Annotated in this window: 11 protein-coding genes; 6 read left to right on the top strand and 5 right to left on the bottom strand. The window is 62.2% G+C overall.

Annotation, left to right across the window (positions count from 1 at the left end; translation table 11 throughout):
• Positions 1–158 precede the first annotated feature (158 nt).
• From N1078_RS15025 to rpmE, 4 genes are all read right to left on the bottom strand, one after another.
• Positions 159–1,427 carry a malic enzyme-like NAD(P)-binding protein gene (locus tag N1078_RS15025; protein WP_274088971.1) on the bottom strand — a complete coding sequence of 423 codons (1,269 nt, stop codon included), beginning with the start codon at positions 1,425–1,427 and terminating at the stop codon, positions 159–161.
• Between the two features lie 102 nt (positions 1,428–1,529).
• Complete coding sequence (locus tag N1078_RS15020; protein WP_274088970.1) at positions 1,530–2,966, bottom strand: M48 family metalloprotease; 1,437 nt, start codon at positions 2,964–2,966, stop codon at positions 1,530–1,532.
• Positions 2,963–3,763, bottom strand: a complete 801-nt coding sequence (locus N1078_RS15015) for a thermonuclease family protein (protein ID WP_274088972.1) — start codon at positions 3,761–3,763, stop codon at positions 2,963–2,965. Before N1078_RS15015 ends, N1078_RS15020 begins: the two co-directional genes overlap by 4 nt.
• Positions 3,764–3,789: 26 nt before the next feature.
• A complete protein-coding gene (gene rpmE, locus N1078_RS15010) occupies positions 3,790–4,005 on the bottom strand; it encodes a 50S ribosomal protein L31 (protein WP_274088969.1) in 216 nt (71 codons plus the stop codon).
• A 168-nt stretch (positions 4,006–4,173) separates the two neighbouring features.
• On the opposite strand from rpmE, the gene N1078_RS15005 reads away from it, so the two are divergent.
• Positions 4,174–6,393 (top strand): primosomal protein N', encoded by a 2,220-nt coding sequence (locus tag N1078_RS15005; RefSeq protein WP_274088968.1) that lies wholly within the window; start codon positions 4,174–4,176, stop codon positions 6,391–6,393.
• A 234-nt stretch (positions 6,394–6,627) separates the two neighbouring features.
• Complete coding sequence (gene dbpA, locus N1078_RS15000) at positions 6,628–8,007, top strand: ATP-dependent RNA helicase DbpA (RefSeq protein ID WP_274088967.1); 1,380 nt, start codon at positions 6,628–6,630, stop codon at positions 8,005–8,007.
• Between the two features lie 42 nt (positions 8,008–8,049).
• Here the strand turns inward: dbpA and N1078_RS14995 are convergent, their stop codons facing one another.
• Positions 8,050–8,787, bottom strand: a complete 738-nt coding sequence (locus N1078_RS14995) for a substrate-binding periplasmic protein (RefSeq protein ID WP_274088966.1) — start codon at positions 8,785–8,787, stop codon at positions 8,050–8,052.
• A 135-nt stretch (positions 8,788–8,922) separates the two neighbouring features.
• Between N1078_RS14995 and N1078_RS14990 the strand changes: the two genes are divergently transcribed.
• The 4 genes from N1078_RS14990 (at position 8,923) to N1078_RS14975 (ending at position 14,916) form a co-directional block, all read left to right on the top strand.
• On the top strand, positions 8,923–10,107 hold the full coding sequence (locus N1078_RS14990) for an NAD(P)/FAD-dependent oxidoreductase (protein ID WP_274088965.1): 1,185 nt from the start codon (positions 8,923–8,925) through the stop codon (positions 10,105–10,107).
• A gap of 88 nt (positions 10,108–10,195) precedes the next feature.
• Positions 10,196–12,022 carry an SLC13 family permease gene (locus N1078_RS14985; RefSeq protein WP_274088964.1) on the top strand — a complete coding sequence of 609 codons (1,827 nt, stop codon included), beginning with the start codon at positions 10,196–10,198 and terminating at the stop codon, positions 12,020–12,022.
• 153 nt (positions 12,023–12,175) lie between these two features.
• The gene (gene yccS, locus N1078_RS14980) at positions 12,176–14,353 is read left to right on the top strand and encodes a YccS family putative transporter (RefSeq protein ID WP_274088963.1); all 2,178 of its coding nucleotides are present in this window, start codon (positions 12,176–12,178) and stop codon (positions 14,351–14,353) included.
• Positions 14,354–14,433: 80 nt separating this feature from the next.
• Positions 14,434–14,916, top strand: coding sequence for a GreA/GreB family elongation factor (locus N1078_RS14975; protein ID WP_274088962.1), 483 nt, complete (start codon positions 14,434–14,436; stop codon positions 14,914–14,916).
• Positions 14,917–14,955: the final 39 nt, after the last annotated feature.

The following is a 14,955-nucleotide window of genomic DNA, read 5'->3' as shown; positions in this document are numbered from 1 at the left end:
GAACTCCAGTTAAAACGGGAGCTCAGCATCCAATGATATGCGGGCTATGGGCAGGTGGGGTTTATGGAGCGCTTACGCGTATCCGCTTTATACAGCCGAAATAGCGACCAATAAAAAACCCGCCGAAGCGGGTTTTTTATTGCGTTTAAGCTAAGCGCTTAGCCGTTGAACACATCGTTGACCGACTGCAACGGGTAATGCTTCGGATAGGGCAGAGTCGCTACACCGCTTTCAATCGCAGCCTTGGCTACCGCGTCGCAGACCAACGTGATCAGACGTGGGTCCATTGGCTTCGGAATGATGTACTCGCGACCAAACGACAGGGCAATGCCGCCGTAGGCATCACAGACTTCCTGTGGCACCGGCAACTTGGCCAGGTCACGCAGCGCCAGAGCAGCGGCGATTTTCATCTCTTCGTTGATGCGGGTCGCGCGAACGTCCAGAGCACCACGGAAAATGAACGGGAAGCCCAGCACGTTGTTGACCTGGTTCGGGTAGTCGGAACGACCGGTGGCCATGATCACGTCATCGCGCACTTGATGGGCCAGCTCTGGCTGAATTTCCGGATCCGGATTGGAGCAGGCGAACACGATCGGGCTTGCCGCCATGCGCTTGAGGTCTTCAGGGGCCAGCAGGTTAGCACCAGACAAACCAACAAATACGTCAGCACCGTCAAGCGCGTCCGACAGGGTGCGCTTGTCCGTTTCGCTGGCGAAGACCGCCTTGTACTGGTTCAGGTCATCGCGGCCAGCGTGGATCACGCCTTTACGGTCGACCATAAAGATGTTCTCAACCTTGGCACCCATGCTCACCAGCAAGCGCATGCAGGAGATCGCGGCAGCGCCAGCGCCCAGGCACACAATCTTGGCTTCAGGCAGAGTCTTGCCGGCGATTTCCAGGGCGTTGAGCATGCCCGCCGCCGTCACGATTGCAGTGCCGTGCTGGTCATCATGGAATACCGGAATGTCGCACTGTTCGATCAGCGTGCGTTCGATTTCAAAGCACTCAGGTGCCTTGATGTCTTCCAGGTTGATGCCGCCGAACGTGATGGAGATACGGCGTACGGTGTCGATAAAGGCCTGCGGGCTCTCGGACTCGACTTCGATGTCGAATACGTCGATACCGGCAAAGCGCTTGAACAGTACACCCTTACCTTCCATAACCGGCTTGGAAGCCAACGGACCGAGGTCGCCAAGACCGAGAATAGCGGTACCGTCAGAGATCACTGCCACCAGGTTGCCTTTGCCGGTGTAGCGATACGCCAACTCCGGATCACGCGCGATTTCGCGCACAGGCTCGGCGACACCCGGGCTATAGGCCAGAGCTAGGTCGCGGGCGGTTGCGGTTGGCTTAGTGAGCTCGACACTCAGCTTACCCGGACGGGGATTGGCGTGATAATCGAGAGCGGCTGTTTTCAAATCAGACATATGGGCATTTCCGCTTTGGGCTGTTGAACAGGCAGGCGGCCGAGGATACGCAAGTTGTATACAACTGCACAAGACTGACGAGTCGGTATACGCACGCAAGCCCTAGCGCACGACCTTCAGCCAATCACCAGCACGCGGCTGCCCCGACGGGTAGAGGTTATTGAGCAAACGTAAGGTCTTCAGCGCATCACCTGGTAATTTGCTGCCCTTGGCCAGCGCTTCAATGGTCTGCCCCGGTTTGACCTTGACCATGTGCAAGCGCAAGGGCTGCGCCTCTTTGCGCTCGGCGCGGGTCATCGGCCGAAAGCTTTTGATCACGCTCAAAAACTGCTCGTCCTGACTTTCCAACGAGGCCCGACCACGCACCGCCGCCACAAACAAATAAACCTGCGGACCATGCTGAATCAGCGCCACGCGCTTGGCAGCATTGCCGGGGATCACCGCGCTATAACCCTTGAGGCCAGCCTGCTGCAACTCGACGCCAGCCACCAGGCGCTGGCCACCAACGCGCTGGCGCAGCAGTTCAGCTGGCGACAATTGTTGCGGATTGTCCTCCAGCGTCATCGCAATAAAAGCTTGCTGATCCTCGGTGTGGCCAATCAACGCATCCGCTCGATTGAGCAGGCTCCAGCCCTTGGGGAACGTCAGGGTGAAATTCAAATCCGCATGGTAGAAGCGCTGACCGCGGCGCACCCCAGTCTCGGCAGAGTCACCGAAGGGTAGCCCCTCCAAGCGCTTGAGAAAGACTTCGCGATTGACCTCCTGCCGGCCTGTGGCCAGCGCACGCGCCGGGCCCAGCACCTGCTGCAAGCGCCGGTCGTTATCCGGATGGGTATCGAACAACCCGTGGTAGCCGCCAGCAGGTTGCGCTTCTCCGCGCGCAGCCGCTTGGTCGCGGGAGAAGTCTTCCTGATTCTTCAGCACCTTGACCACTTCGATCATCGCCTGCGGGTCGTAACCGCTGCGCGCCAGGTATTGAGCGCCCAGGCCATCAGCCTCAAGCTCCATGTCGCGGCCATAACCACGGACAAAAGCGTTACCCACTACACCGGTGACATCGGCGGCCGCGCCGACACCCGTACCAATCGCCACAGCCTGGCCCAGCAAGCCCCAAGCGGTTGACTGACTTTGTTGCTGCACACTGTGGCGCGCCGTCACGTGACCCACTTCATGGCCGAGCACCGCAGCCAGCTCGGCTTCAGAACTGAGGTACGCCAGCAGCCCGCGATGGATGTAGATATAGCCACCCGGCAAGGCAAAGGCATTGATATCAGGGCTGTCGACCACCGTGAACTGATAGGCCAGCTGTGCTCGGTGACTGCTCTTGGCCACGCGCTCACCGACCTGCTGCACGTAAGCCTGCAGCTTCTCATCGGCGTAGCGCGGGTTTTCCTTAAGGATCTGCTGGTTGTAACGACGGCCGAGGTCTAGCTCTTGCTGCTCGCTCATCATCACGAAGTTGCTGCGCCCGGTGGCCGGATTGACCGCGCAAGCCGTCAGTTGCAACAGCATCAGCAATAGCAGGACACGCACAATCATGGCAGCACCTCCAACATGGCCTTATCGGTCAACGGCAGCATCCAGCGCGCCTGCCCCTTTCGCAAGCCGCCACGCTTGGCGCGATCAATCACCCATCCTCGTGCCTCGACCTTACGCCCTTCAAGCCCTTGGACAGCGTGCAGGTCGAAATTAGCCAGCGCGCGCGGGGCGATATGCAGCACCAAGTCATCAGCCATTTCCACCCAGACCCCGCCGGCATTACGTTCGACATGCTCGACGCGCCCCCGGAGCAGAGCAAACCCGCCCTGTTTCAGCTGCGCTGGGGACTTAACCGGCGAACGCTGCCACAGCCCGACACGGGCCTGCCGTGCACTGCGCTCGGCCGCCTGCTGGCAGCGCACCAAGGCCAGATTGGGCGCAACTGCCACTTGGTAGCCCAACCCCTCACTGAGTAACTGGGCTTCTAGATTACGCCCGCGACTGTCGTAGGCATGTGCCAGGGTGCGACCGTAGTGATCCTTGGGCTGCCGACCGACCTGCAAGGCGATGCGTCCATCGCTGGCCGCCACCAACCCCTGTAAGTGCCGGCGAGCGGCGTCGGCCAAGGGCTCGCTGGCACGCCCCTGGCGACCGATCTCCGGTGTATTCAGGCCAATCAAACGCACGCTACGCCCATCCACCAGGCGCAGGGTGTCGCCGTCGACCACACGCTGCACCTTCACGCTGGGCAGCTTGCCCGGGGCCGGGCAGAACGCCAGCGCGGCGCCTGCGTAAAAGCCGAAAACGAAAAAGGCGCCCACAAGGGACGCCTTTTTCAGTAGCGCGGTACAACCCATTAGGGTTTGCGACGCTGCGCGCAAGCTTACTGCTTGGCGCCGAACATGCCGAAACGCTGCTTGAAGCGATCAACACGGCCGCCGGTATCCAGCATTTTCTGCTTACCGGTGTAGAACGGGTGACACTCGTTGCACACGTCCAGAGGCAGCGCTTTGCCCAGGGTGGAGCGAGTTTCGATCACGTTGCCACAGCTGCAAGTGGCGGTGATGGCTACATAGTTCGGGTGGATATCGGCTTTCATGGTGATTCCTCAGGACTGTCGCGCCGCCACCAAACACTATTGTCAGGTACCGCACGGAATTAGGCCGGCGATAATACCAGAGCACCGCAGCGACGCAAGGCCGGCCGTCGACTGGCTGCATGCTAAGATCGCGCCTCGCCGACCGCGGCTGATCACGGGAGCCACTGTTTGTCCGACGTCATTTTGCGCCTCGCCCTGCCCTCGCCGCTGCGCCGCCTGTTCGACTACCGCGCCCCCGCCGGTGTGCCGCGCAGCGCCTTGCAGCCCGGCGCACGGCTGCGCGTGCCGTTTGGTCGACGGGAAATGATCGGCATCTTGATTGAGGTGACGGATCACAGCGAGGTGCCCGCAGACAAGCTCAAGCCGGCCCTGCAACTGCTCGACGCGCAGTCACCTCTACCGCCGGCGTTTTTTAAGCTGTGCCTATGGACCGCCCAGTATTACCAGCACAGCCTTGGCGACACCCTAAGCTGGGCGCTGCCGGTGCTGCTGCGCCAGGGCGAGCCGGCAGAAGCGCGCCAGGAGCGCTTCTGGTCGATCAGCGATGGCGCGCAGCTGGACGACCCACGTTTGAGCCGCGCACCGCGCCAGCGTGATGCCCTGAAGACCCTGGCCCAGCACCCGCATGGCGTTGCCAATCAATTGCTGAGCAAGCTGCAGCTGAACAAAGACAGCCTCGACCTGTTGCTGGAAAAAGGCCTGGTCCAGGTGGAAGTGCGCCGGCACGCCCCGAGCAAGCGCCACGCTAACTGGCTCGCGCAGCCAGAATTGCCGCTGAATGCCGAGCAACGCGCGGCCTCCGAGGCCATCCGCTCAGGCTTCGACAGCTTCAATACCTATCTCCTGGCGGGCGTTACCGGCAGCGGCAAGACCGAGGTCTACCTGCAGCTGATCCGCGAAACCCTGGAGGCTGGCAAGCAGGCGCTGGTGCTGATCCCGGAAATCAACCTCGGCCCGCAGACCCTGGCGCGCTTTGAGCAGCGCTTCAATGCGCGCATTGCCTTGCTGCACTCGGCAGTCAATGACCGCGAGCGCCTGGACGCCTGGCTGGCGGCGCGCGACGGCGAGGCCGACATCATCATCGGTACCCGCTCGGCACTGTTTACCCCAATGCAGCGCCCGGGGCTGATCATCATCGATGAAGAACACGACGCCTCTTATAAACAGCAGGAAGGCTTGCGCTATCACGCGCGCGATCTGGCCGTGGTACGTGCGCATCAGGAAAACATCCCGATTGTCCTCGGCTCGGCCACGCCCTCGCTGGAAAGCCTGCACAACGCCCACAGCGGCCGCTACGCCCTGCTGCATCTGCGTGAGCGCGCCGGCGGCGCCAAGCAGCCGCGTTTTCTGCGCCTGGATGTAAAAAGTAGGCCGCTGGATTCAGGGATATCAGGGCCCATGCAACAAGCCATCGCGCAGACCTTGCAGGCCGGTCAGCAGGTGCTGGTCTTCCTTAACCGTCGCGGCTTCGCTCCTACGCTGCTGTGCCATGACTGCGGCTGGCTGTCGGAATGCCCGCGTTGCGACGCGCGGATGACCGTGCACCAGCGCTCGCGCGAGTTGCGCTGCCACCACTGCGGGCATGCCGAGCGCCAGCCGAGTAACTGCCCGAAATGCAACAACGTCGACCTGCGCCCAGTGGGTGCTGGCACCGAGCGTGCGGAAGAACGTCTGGAGATTCTCTTCCCCGATGTACCTGTGTTGCGCGTGGACCGCGACAGCACCTCGCGCAAAGAAGCCATGACCACCCTGTTCAACACCGTGCAACGCGGCGAGCCGTGCATCCTGGTCGGCACCCAGATGCTCGCCAAGGGCCATCACTTCCCCCGCGTGACCCTGGTGGCGATTCTCGATGCCGATGGCGGCCTGTTTTCCGCGGATTTCCGCGCCAGCGAACGCATGGCTCAGTTGATTGTGCAGGTAGCCGGGCGTGCCGGGCGCGCCGAAGAGCCAGGGAAGGTGATTATCCAAAGCCACCTGGCCGACCATCCTTTATTGGTGCAACTGACCGAGCAAGGCTACTTCGCCTTCGCCGAGCAAGCCCTAAGCGAACGCCGTAGCGCCGGCCTGCCGCCGTTCTGCCACCTCGCCCTGCTGCGCGCCGAGGCACACAAACCGGGCCAGGCCGAAGGCTTTCTCGACGACGCCTGCGCGGAAGCCGAGCTGCTGCTGGACGAGCTGAAACTCAGCGGCATCGAACTGCTCGGCCCGATCCCCGCGCCGATGGAACGCCGCGCCGGCCGCTACCGTGCCCAGCTGCTGGTGCAAGCTAACGCCCGCGCGCCGCTGCATCGACTGCTCAACACCTGGATGCACGCCCTGGAACAGATGCCCAGCGGCCGCGCGGTGCGCTGGTCGTTAGACGTAGACCCGATAGACCTCTTCTAGAACCTTTTACGATCTGCTGCGCGTCGGCCCTGCTGCGTTAAAAACAGGCTCGTAATGCTCATTTACACCAGTAAACTCCGCTTCCTCGCCTGTTTTTGCCTTGCATGGCTCTAGCTCGCGAGATCGTAAATAAGGTTCTAAGCCGCGCCGGTCCACGACCGGCTGCCTGTTAACGTCAGGGCGTAGGGCGCAGCCTGTTACACTGCACGCCATTTCGTTTAGCAGGCCTGTACCGTGACCAACACCGCTTTCTCTTCTCTGCCGCTTTCCGCCGCCATGCTGGCGAACCTCGAGTCCCTCGGTTACAGCGAGATGACCCCGATTCAGGCGCAGAGCCTGCCGGTAATGCTCAAGGGCATGGACCTGATTGCCCAGGCCAAAACCGGCAGCGGCAAGACCGCCGCCTTCGGCATCGGCCTGCTCAACCCGCTTAACCCGCGCTACTTTGGCTGCCAGGCACTGGTGATCTGCCCGACGCGCGAGCTGGCTGACCAGGTGGCCAAAGAACTGCGCCGCCTGGCGCGCTCAGCGGACAACATCAAGATTCTGACCCTGTGCGGCGGCGTGCCCTTCGGCCCGCAGATCGCCTCGCTGGAGCATGGCGCGCAGATCATCGTCGGCACCCCGGGGCGCATTCAGCAGCATCTGAGCAAAGGCACACTGAAACTCGACGGCCTGAATACCTTGGTGCTGGATGAAGCCGACCGCATGCTCGATATGGGTTTCTACGACAGCATCGCCGAGATCATCAGCCAGATCCCGAGCCGCCGGCAGACCCTGCTGTTCTCCGCCACCTACCCGAGCGGCATCAAGCAGCTGTCCGCGACCTTTATGCGCGACCCGCAACAGGTTAAAGCCGACGCGCTGCACGACGATACGCAGATCGAGCAGCGCTTCTACGAGATCGCCCCGGAAGAGCGCATGGACGCCGTGGTCAAGCTGCTCAACTGCTACCGCCCGCAGTCCTGCGTGGCCTTCTGCTTTACCAAGCAGCAGTGTCAGGAAGTTGTCGACCACCTCACCGCCAAAGGCATCTCGGCCGCTGCGCTGAACGGTGACCTGGAGCAACGTGACCGTGATCAAGTGTTGGCGATGTTTGCCAACCGCAGCCTGTCGGTACTGGTGGCCACCGATGTCGCCGCGCGCGGCCTGGATATCGATGCGCTGGACATGGTGATCAACGTCGAACTGGCGCGCGACTCGGAAATTCACATTCACCGCGTCGGCCGTACCGGGCGTGCGGGTGAAAAGGGTCTAGCCATGAGCCTGGTGGCACCGGCAGAAGGCCATCGCGCCCAGGCCATCGAAACCCTGCAAAGGGCGCCGCTCAACTGGCACCCACTGAGCAGCTTGAAGAATCAGGGCGGCGCGCCGCTGCAGCCGCCGATGATCACCCTGTGCATCGGCGCGGGGCGCAAAGACAAACTACGCCCCGGCGATATTCTCGGTGCCCTCACGGGTGAAGGCGGCATCCCTGGCGCGCAGGTCGGCAAGATCGCCATCTTCGACTTCCAAGCCTATGTCGCGGTTGAGCGCAGCCTGGCCCTGAAGGCGCTCAACTGCCTCAGCGAAGGCAAAATCAAAGGCCGCTCGCTACGCGTACGCTCGCTGTAAATGCCTCAGGCAGCGGCCGCGCAATGCGGCCGCGATCAGCCATTACAAACCGTGGCGCTGAAAAATCTGCTCATAGCTGCCATCGGCACGCATCGCCTCAATCGCCTTGTTGAAGGCATCGGCAATCTGCTGATGCTGCGGGTGCCGACGGCTAACCAGAATATGCAGGCCGTTCTCACTTAACGGCTGCGGTAAAAATTCCAGCTGATCACGGATGCCGGTCAAGTGCCGGCCCAGGTGAAAGCGCGCCACCAGCTCATCCTCCAGGGCCAATTGCACTCGCTGCGCCTGCAACATGCGCACGCCCACGGCAAAACTGAGCACTCCCACTTTGCTCAGGCGGCTGTCCTGATCAAACGCGCTGGAATAGGCATAACCGCGCACCACGGCAATGCTGTAGGGATACAAATCCGATAATTGGCGGAACTCAATCTGACTGCCCTTGCGCTGCAAAAAGCGGATACGGTTGATCAAGTAGGGCTGCGAGTAATAGCCAAACGTCGCGCGCTCATCGGTGTACCAGGCGTTGATCAGCACATCGTAGGTGTCTTGCTGCAAACCACGCACCGCACGCTCCCAAGGCACCTGCGCGTAATGGCTGGCGTAACCGGCACGGCTCAGGGCGGTGACCACCAGATCGGAAGCCAGGCCGTTGTTCAGCAGCGTCTTGTCAGTGAAGGGCGGCCAAGGGTCGGCGACCAGACGCAATGCGTCAGCCGCGCCGCCATACAGCGGCATCAGCAGCGCTAACGAGAGCAGGCCTGCACGCAGTCCATCCATTAACGGTGGCTCCTTCAAGGAGAACAGAGCCCTTAGCCTAGTCGACCACCGGCCCGGTCACACCCATCCAGCCATCAGTTAATATGCGCTGTTTTGCGCCAGCCTTGGCGCATGTCGTAGGTTGAGGAAATTGCTGTGCTGACACCCCAGGTCGTGATTATTGGAGCCGGCGCCGCCGGGCTTATGTGCGCATTGACGGCTGCCGCGCGCGGCCGTCAGGTGCTGCTGCTGGATCACGCCAACAAGGCCGGCAAGAAAATCCTGATGTCCGGCGGTGGCCGCTGCAATTTCACCAACATGTACTGTGAACCGAGCAATTTCCTCTCGCAGAACCCGCATTTCTGCAAATCCGCCCTGGCGCGCTACACCCAGTGGGATTTTATCGGTCTGGTGGCCAAGCACGGCGTGGCGTATCACGAGAAGAAGCTCGGTCAGCTGTTTTGCGACAACAAGGCCAGCGACATTCTTAATATGCTGCTCAGCGAGTGCGATGAAGCGGGCGTCGAGCTGCGCCTGGATACCTCGGTGAGCGAGCTCAGCAAACTGGATAGCGGCTACCAGCTGCAAACCAGCGCCGGCACAGTGCGCTGCGAGTCCTTGGTGATCGCCACTGGCGGGCTGTCGATTCCCACCCTCGGCGCTACAGGTTTTGGCTATCAGGTGGCCAAGCAATTCGGCCACGAGCTGCTGCCGACCCGCGCCGGCTTGGTGCCCTTCACCATTACCGACCCGCAGCTCAAAGCGCTGTGCACTGAGCTGTCCGGCACCTCGGTGGAAGACTGCGTGGTGAGCTGCAACGGCCAGAGCTTCAAGGAAAACATCCTGTTTACCCACCGCGGCCTTAGCGGCCCGGCAATTTTGCAGATTTCCTCATTCTGGCAACCTGGGGACGCCATCAGCATCAACCTGCTGCCGCATATCGACCTGCCCGAGTGGCTGGAGCAGCAGCAACGCGAGCGGCCCAACAGCGAGCTGAAAACCCTGCTGGCCGAGCTGTTCACCAAAAAAATGGCCGGGCTGCTGGCGGATAACTGGTTCGCCTCCAAACCGATGAAGCAGTACACCCATGCCGAGCTCAAGGCGATTGCCGAGCAGCTCGGCGACTGGCAACTGGTGCCGGCGGGCACCGAAGGCTACCGCACCGCCGAAGTCACTCTGGGCGGGGTCGACACCCGCGAAGTGTCGTCGAAAACCATGGAGTCGTTGAAATCACCGGGGCTGTATTTTGTCGGTGAAGTACTCGATGTCAGCGGCCACCTGGGCGGCTTTAACTTTCAATGGGCCTGGGCATCGGGCTACGCAGCAGCGCAGTATGTTTAAGCGGGTGTGCGCCTGTGCGACGCCAGCATGAGATCTGTGCACGGCTAAGCGGCGTCCCCCGCCCCAACTCTAAGGATGGTTTACCCGCATGACCCAAGACCAAGGCCTGATCTTCGCCATCCTTGCCGCCACCATGGGGCTGTTTCTCTGGGGCCGCTGGCGGCATGACATTGTCGCGCTCGGCGCCCTACTGGCCTGCGTCATCACCGGCCTGGTGCCAGACCAGGAGGCCTTTGCCGGCTTCGGCCATCCGGCAGTCATTACCGTAGCCTGCGTACTGGTGCTCAGCTTCGGCTTGCAGCGAACCGGCGCTGTGGACGCCATGGCGCAACGGCTATTACCCGCCAATGCCGGCCCCATGCTGTCGATTGCCGCCCTGACCGGCCTTGGCGCGCTGTTGTCGGCCTTTATGAACAACGTTGGCGCACTCGCCCTGCTCATGCCGATTGCCCTGAAGATCGCCAGCAAACAAGAGCTGCCGCCGGGGCGTTTGCTGATGCCGCTGGCCTTCGGCACCATTCTCGGCGGCATGACCACGCTGATCGGTACGCCGCCTAACCTGATCGTCTCCAGCTTCCGCGCGCAAAGCGGCGCGGGGCCGTTCGCCATGTTCGATTTCAGCCCGGTGGGCGTCGCCGTGGCGCTGACCGGTGTGCTGTTTATTACCCTGATTGGCTGGCGACTGGTGCCGCGCCGGGAAGTGGTCGGCGTCGCCAGCTTTGACACCGGCACTTACATCACCGAGGCCCGCGTAAAAGAAGGCGCCAAGGCCGACGGCAAGAGCCTGCGCGAAGTCGAACAACTGCTCGAAGAAGCCGACGCCCAAGTGGTGGGCATGGTACGCAACAAGCTGCGCCTATCAGCCCCCAACCCACGGCGCATCCTCCAGGCCGATGACGTATTGGTGATCGAAGCCGAGCCTGAAGCCCTCGGCGAAGTGCTCGGCAAGCTGGGGTTGCAGCTGGAAGCCGAGCAGAAGTCGGCAGCGGATGAGGACGAGAAAAACGACAAGGCGGCAGCCGAGAGCAAGACCGAAGAAAAGAAGGACAGCAGCAATGACGACAGGGTGCTGCAGGAACTGCTGGTCCGCCCGGACTCCCAGCTGATTGGTCGATCGGCCAGCAATATTCGCCTGCGCCACCGCTACAACATCAACCTGCTGGCGATCTCAAAGCAAAGTCATCGTTCGATCAAACGCCTGCGCTCGACCCTGTTTGAGCGCGGTGATGTACTGCTGATGCAAGGCGATTCGGCGGACATCAACGACTTTGCCAGCGACTATGCCTGCGTGCCGCTGGCCGACCGTGCCATCAGCATTCCTAACCCGGCCCAAGCCGGCTTCGCCGCCGGCGTGATGCTGCTGGCAGTGATCCTCGCCGCGTTCGGCGTACTCTCGGCAGCCGTGGCCTTCGCCGTCGGTGTGCTGGTGTTTATGGTGGCGCGCATCGTGCCGCTGCGCCTGCTCTATCAGTCCATCGATTGGTCGGTGATCGTCCTGCTGGGGGCAATGATTCCCGTGGCCGGAGCCATGTCTGCAACCGGCGCGGCCGACCTGCTGGCGCACCTGCTGATGGAGCATGTCGCACAAGGCAATCCGGTGGTGGTGCTGACGCTGATCCTGGTGGTGACCATGACCCTCTCGGATTTTATGAACAATGCCGCCACCGCCGCGGTGATGTGCCAGATCGCCTTAAGCGCGGCCAGCCAACTTGGGGTCAGCCCGGACGCGTTGTTGATGGCGGTGGCAATCGGCGCTTCCTGCTCATTCCTCACCCCGATTGGTCACCAGAACAACACCTTGATTCTCAGCCCAGGTGGCTTTCGCTTCGGCGACTATTGGCGCCTCGGCCTGCCGATGGAAATACTCGTGGTGCTGGTCAGCGTGCCGCTGTTGCTGCTGGTCTGGCCGCTGTGATGAATAAAGTGCGGGCGCTGGTTTAGCGCAGCGTCCGTATTTGTTAAGCCAAACGCTTTAGCGGTTGGCGTGTATCAATGACGACAGGGCGTGCCGCCGGGCAGGCTATTGCATTAGTCTGAGCGCACGTCTCATGTCCAAGGCCCCTGCTTGATGTCGTCACCTTCACTGCGCCATTCGCTGCGTCGCCTCTGGGCGCAGGACAAATTCAGCTATAGCCTGCGGGTGTTTATCGCCCTCAGCGGTGTCCTGCTGCTGTGCTGGTCGCAAGGCTGGATGCAGGCGCTGATACCGCTGTTTCTCGGGGTGATCGCCAGCGCCCTGGCGGAAACCGACGACAGCTGGCAGGGCCGTTTGGTGGCGCTGCTGGTGACCCTCGGTTGCTTCAGCGTGGCGGCCTATGCGGTGGAGTTCCTGTTCCCCTACCCCTGGCTGTTCGTTATCGGTCTGGCGCTGGCCAGTTTTGCCCTGACCATGCTCGGCGCACTCGGCGAGCGCTACGCCACCCTCGGCTCGGCGACCTTGATTCTCGCGGTGTACAGCATGATCGGCGTGGAGCAACGCGGCGGCGCCGCCGGTCTGTGGCAGGAGCCCTTGCTGCTGGTCGCCGGCGCCGCCTGGTACGGCGTGCTGTCGGTGCTGTGGAATGCGCTGTTCGCCAACCAGCCGGTGCAACACAGCCTGGCGCGGCTGTTTCGCGAGCTGGGCCAGTACCTCAAGCTCAAGGCCGCGCTGTTCGAGCCGCTGCGCCAACTGGATGTAGAAGAGCGGCGCTTGGCCCTGGCCAAACAAAATGGGCGCGTGGTCGCAGCGCTGAATGCGGCCAAGGAAATCATTCTGCACCGCGTGGGCAATGGCCGGCCGGGACCCAAAGTCAGCCGCTACCTCAAGCTGTACTTTCTCGCTCAGGATATCCACGAGCGCGCCAGCTCCTCGCACTACCCTTACAACGAGCTGGCCGAAGCCTTCTTCCATAGCGATGTGATGTTTCGCTGCCAACGCCTGCTGCATTTGCATGGTGAGGCCTGCCAGCGTTTGGCCCAGGCCATCGAACTGCGTCAACCGTTTGAATACCGCGAGCTATGCCGCCAGGCACTGACCGACCTGCACGACTCCCTCGAACACTTGCGCTTGCAGAGCAACCCCGCCTGGCGCCACCTGCTGCGCTCGCTCGGCGCCCTGGCCGGCAACCTGCGCAGCCTGGATACGCTACTGGGCAACGCCAGCAACCCCGACGCCATGGCCGAACAACAGGACAGCAGCCTGCTCGACCGCGAGCCGCAGTCACTCAAGGATGTCTGGGAGCGCCTGCGCCTGCAGCTGACGCCCACCTCACTGCTGTTTCGCCACGCCCTGCGCCTGTCCATCGCCCTGGCCGCCGGCTACGGCGTGCTGCACTGGATTCACCCGACCCAGGGGTACTGGATTCTGCTAACCACGCTATTCGTCTGCCAACCGAACTACGGCGCCACCCGGCGCAAGCTGGTACAGCGCATCAGCGGCACCGTGCTCGGCCTGTTGCTGGGCTGGGCGCTGTTTGATCTGTTTCCCAATCAGCTGGTGCAGGCGCTGTTTGCGGTCGTCGCCGGCGTGGTGTTCTTTGCCCTGCGCAGCAGCCGCTACACCCTGGCCACGGCAGCGATTACCCTGCTGGTGCTGTTCTGCTTCAATCAGGTGGGCAATGGCTATGGGCTGTTTATTCCGCGCCTGGTCGACACCCTGCTGGGCAGCCTGATCGCCGGTTTGGCGGTGCTGTTAATCCTTCCGGACTGGCAAGGCCGCCGCCTCAATCGCCTGCTGGCCAATACCCTGAGCTGCAACAGCCGTTACCTGCAGCAAATCATCCAGCAGTACGCCAGCGGCAAGCGTGACGACCTGAGCTATCGCCTGGCCCGGCGCAACGCCCACAACGCCGATGCCACGCTGTCGACCGCGCTCGGCAATATGCTGATGGAGCCGGGGCATTTTCGTAAGCAAGCCGATGTCGGCTTTCGCTTTCTGGTGCTCTCGCACACCCTCTTGAGCTACCTCTCGGGCCTCGGCGCGCACCGCGGTGAGGCGAGCCTGAGCGGCAGCGACCACCCACTGCTAGTCAGCGCCAGCCGGTTAGCCGCCAGCCTGGATGAGATTGCCAGCTGCCTGCACGACGAGCGCCCGGTGGCGATTCACAGCGATGCGGAAGAGCAGCTCGCCAGCGAGCTGGAAACACTCAGCGACGAGCTGGATGACCCACATCGCCTGCTACAGACCCAGTTGGCACTGATCTGTCGGCAGCTCGGACCACTGCGCACCCTCGCCGCGCACCTGCTCAGAGGCCAGGGTCGAGATTAAACCGTCTTGACCGCCTCGCGCGGGATCACGGCCCTGACGCTTTTCCGCTACCCTGCACAGCTGCCCACACAGTGCCCGCCATGAACAAGACTGAACTGCTGCAACAGGTGCTCAAGCGCCTTGAAGATGACCACCTGCAAGCCCAGCAGGCGGCATTAACCGCCTACGAAACCGCCACCGCCAAAGAGAACATCGCCGAGAACAAATACGACACCCTCGGCCTGGAAGCCTCGTACCTGGCAACTGGCCAAGCGCGGCGGGCGGCAGCCATTCGCCAAACTCTGGCGAACTGGAAACAGCTGGTGCTGCGCAGTTTTGACCCGCAACTGGGAGTCCAACTCGGCGCCCTGATCGCACTGAACGATGACGAAGATCGGCAGCAATGCCTGTTCCTCGGCCCGGACGGTGCGTCCATGAAGCTGCAGCAGGATGGCCAGACAGTGCAGGTGATTGGCCCGCAAGCGCCGCTGGGGCAACTCTTGCTCGGCAAGGGCGTCGGCGACGAGATCACCCTGCGGGTGGCCAGCGGCGTGCAACTGTTGGAGATTCTCTCGGTCGACTGATAGCAGCTATAACTGAAAGACCACTCCGCACAGTCTCAG

Source organism: Pseudomonas sp. MIL19, assembly GCF_028680365.1.
Lineage (GTDB): Bacteria > Pseudomonadota > Gammaproteobacteria > Pseudomonadales > Pseudomonadaceae > Aquipseudomonas > Aquipseudomonas spirodelae.
The sequence above is the reverse complement of the archived record's forward strand: the minus strand, read 5'-3'. Positions and strand labels throughout refer to the sequence as shown.

Bases quoted from the DNA above. Each gene is read 5' to 3' on its own strand.
- N1078_RS15025 (WP_274088971.1), bottom strand. From the start codon at position 1,427: ATGTCTGATTTGAAAACAGCCGCTCTCGATTATCACGCCAATCCCCGT.
- N1078_RS15020 (WP_274088970.1), bottom strand. From the start codon at position 2,966: ATGATTGTGCGTGTCCTGCTATTGCTGATGCTGTTGCAACTGACGGCT.
- N1078_RS15015 (WP_274088972.1), bottom strand. From the start codon at position 3,763: ATGGGTTGTACCGCGCTACTGAAAAAGGCGTCCCTTGTGGGCGCCTTT.
- rpmE (WP_274088969.1), bottom strand. From the start codon at position 4,005: ATGAAAGCCGATATCCACCCGAACTATGTAGCCATCACCGCCACTTGC.
- N1078_RS14995 (WP_274088966.1), bottom strand. From the start codon at position 8,787: ATGGATGGACTGCGTGCAGGCCTGCTCTCGTTAGCGCTGCTGATGCCG.
- N1078_RS14985 (WP_274088964.1), top strand. From the start codon at position 10,196: ATGACCCAAGACCAAGGCCTGATCTTCGCCATCCTTGCCGCCACCATG.
- yccS (WP_274088963.1), top strand. From the start codon at position 12,176: ATGTCGTCACCTTCACTGCGCCATTCGCTGCGTCGCCTCTGGGCGCAG.
- N1078_RS14975 (WP_274088962.1), top strand. From the start codon at position 14,434: ATGAACAAGACTGAACTGCTGCAACAGGTGCTCAAGCGCCTTGAAGAT.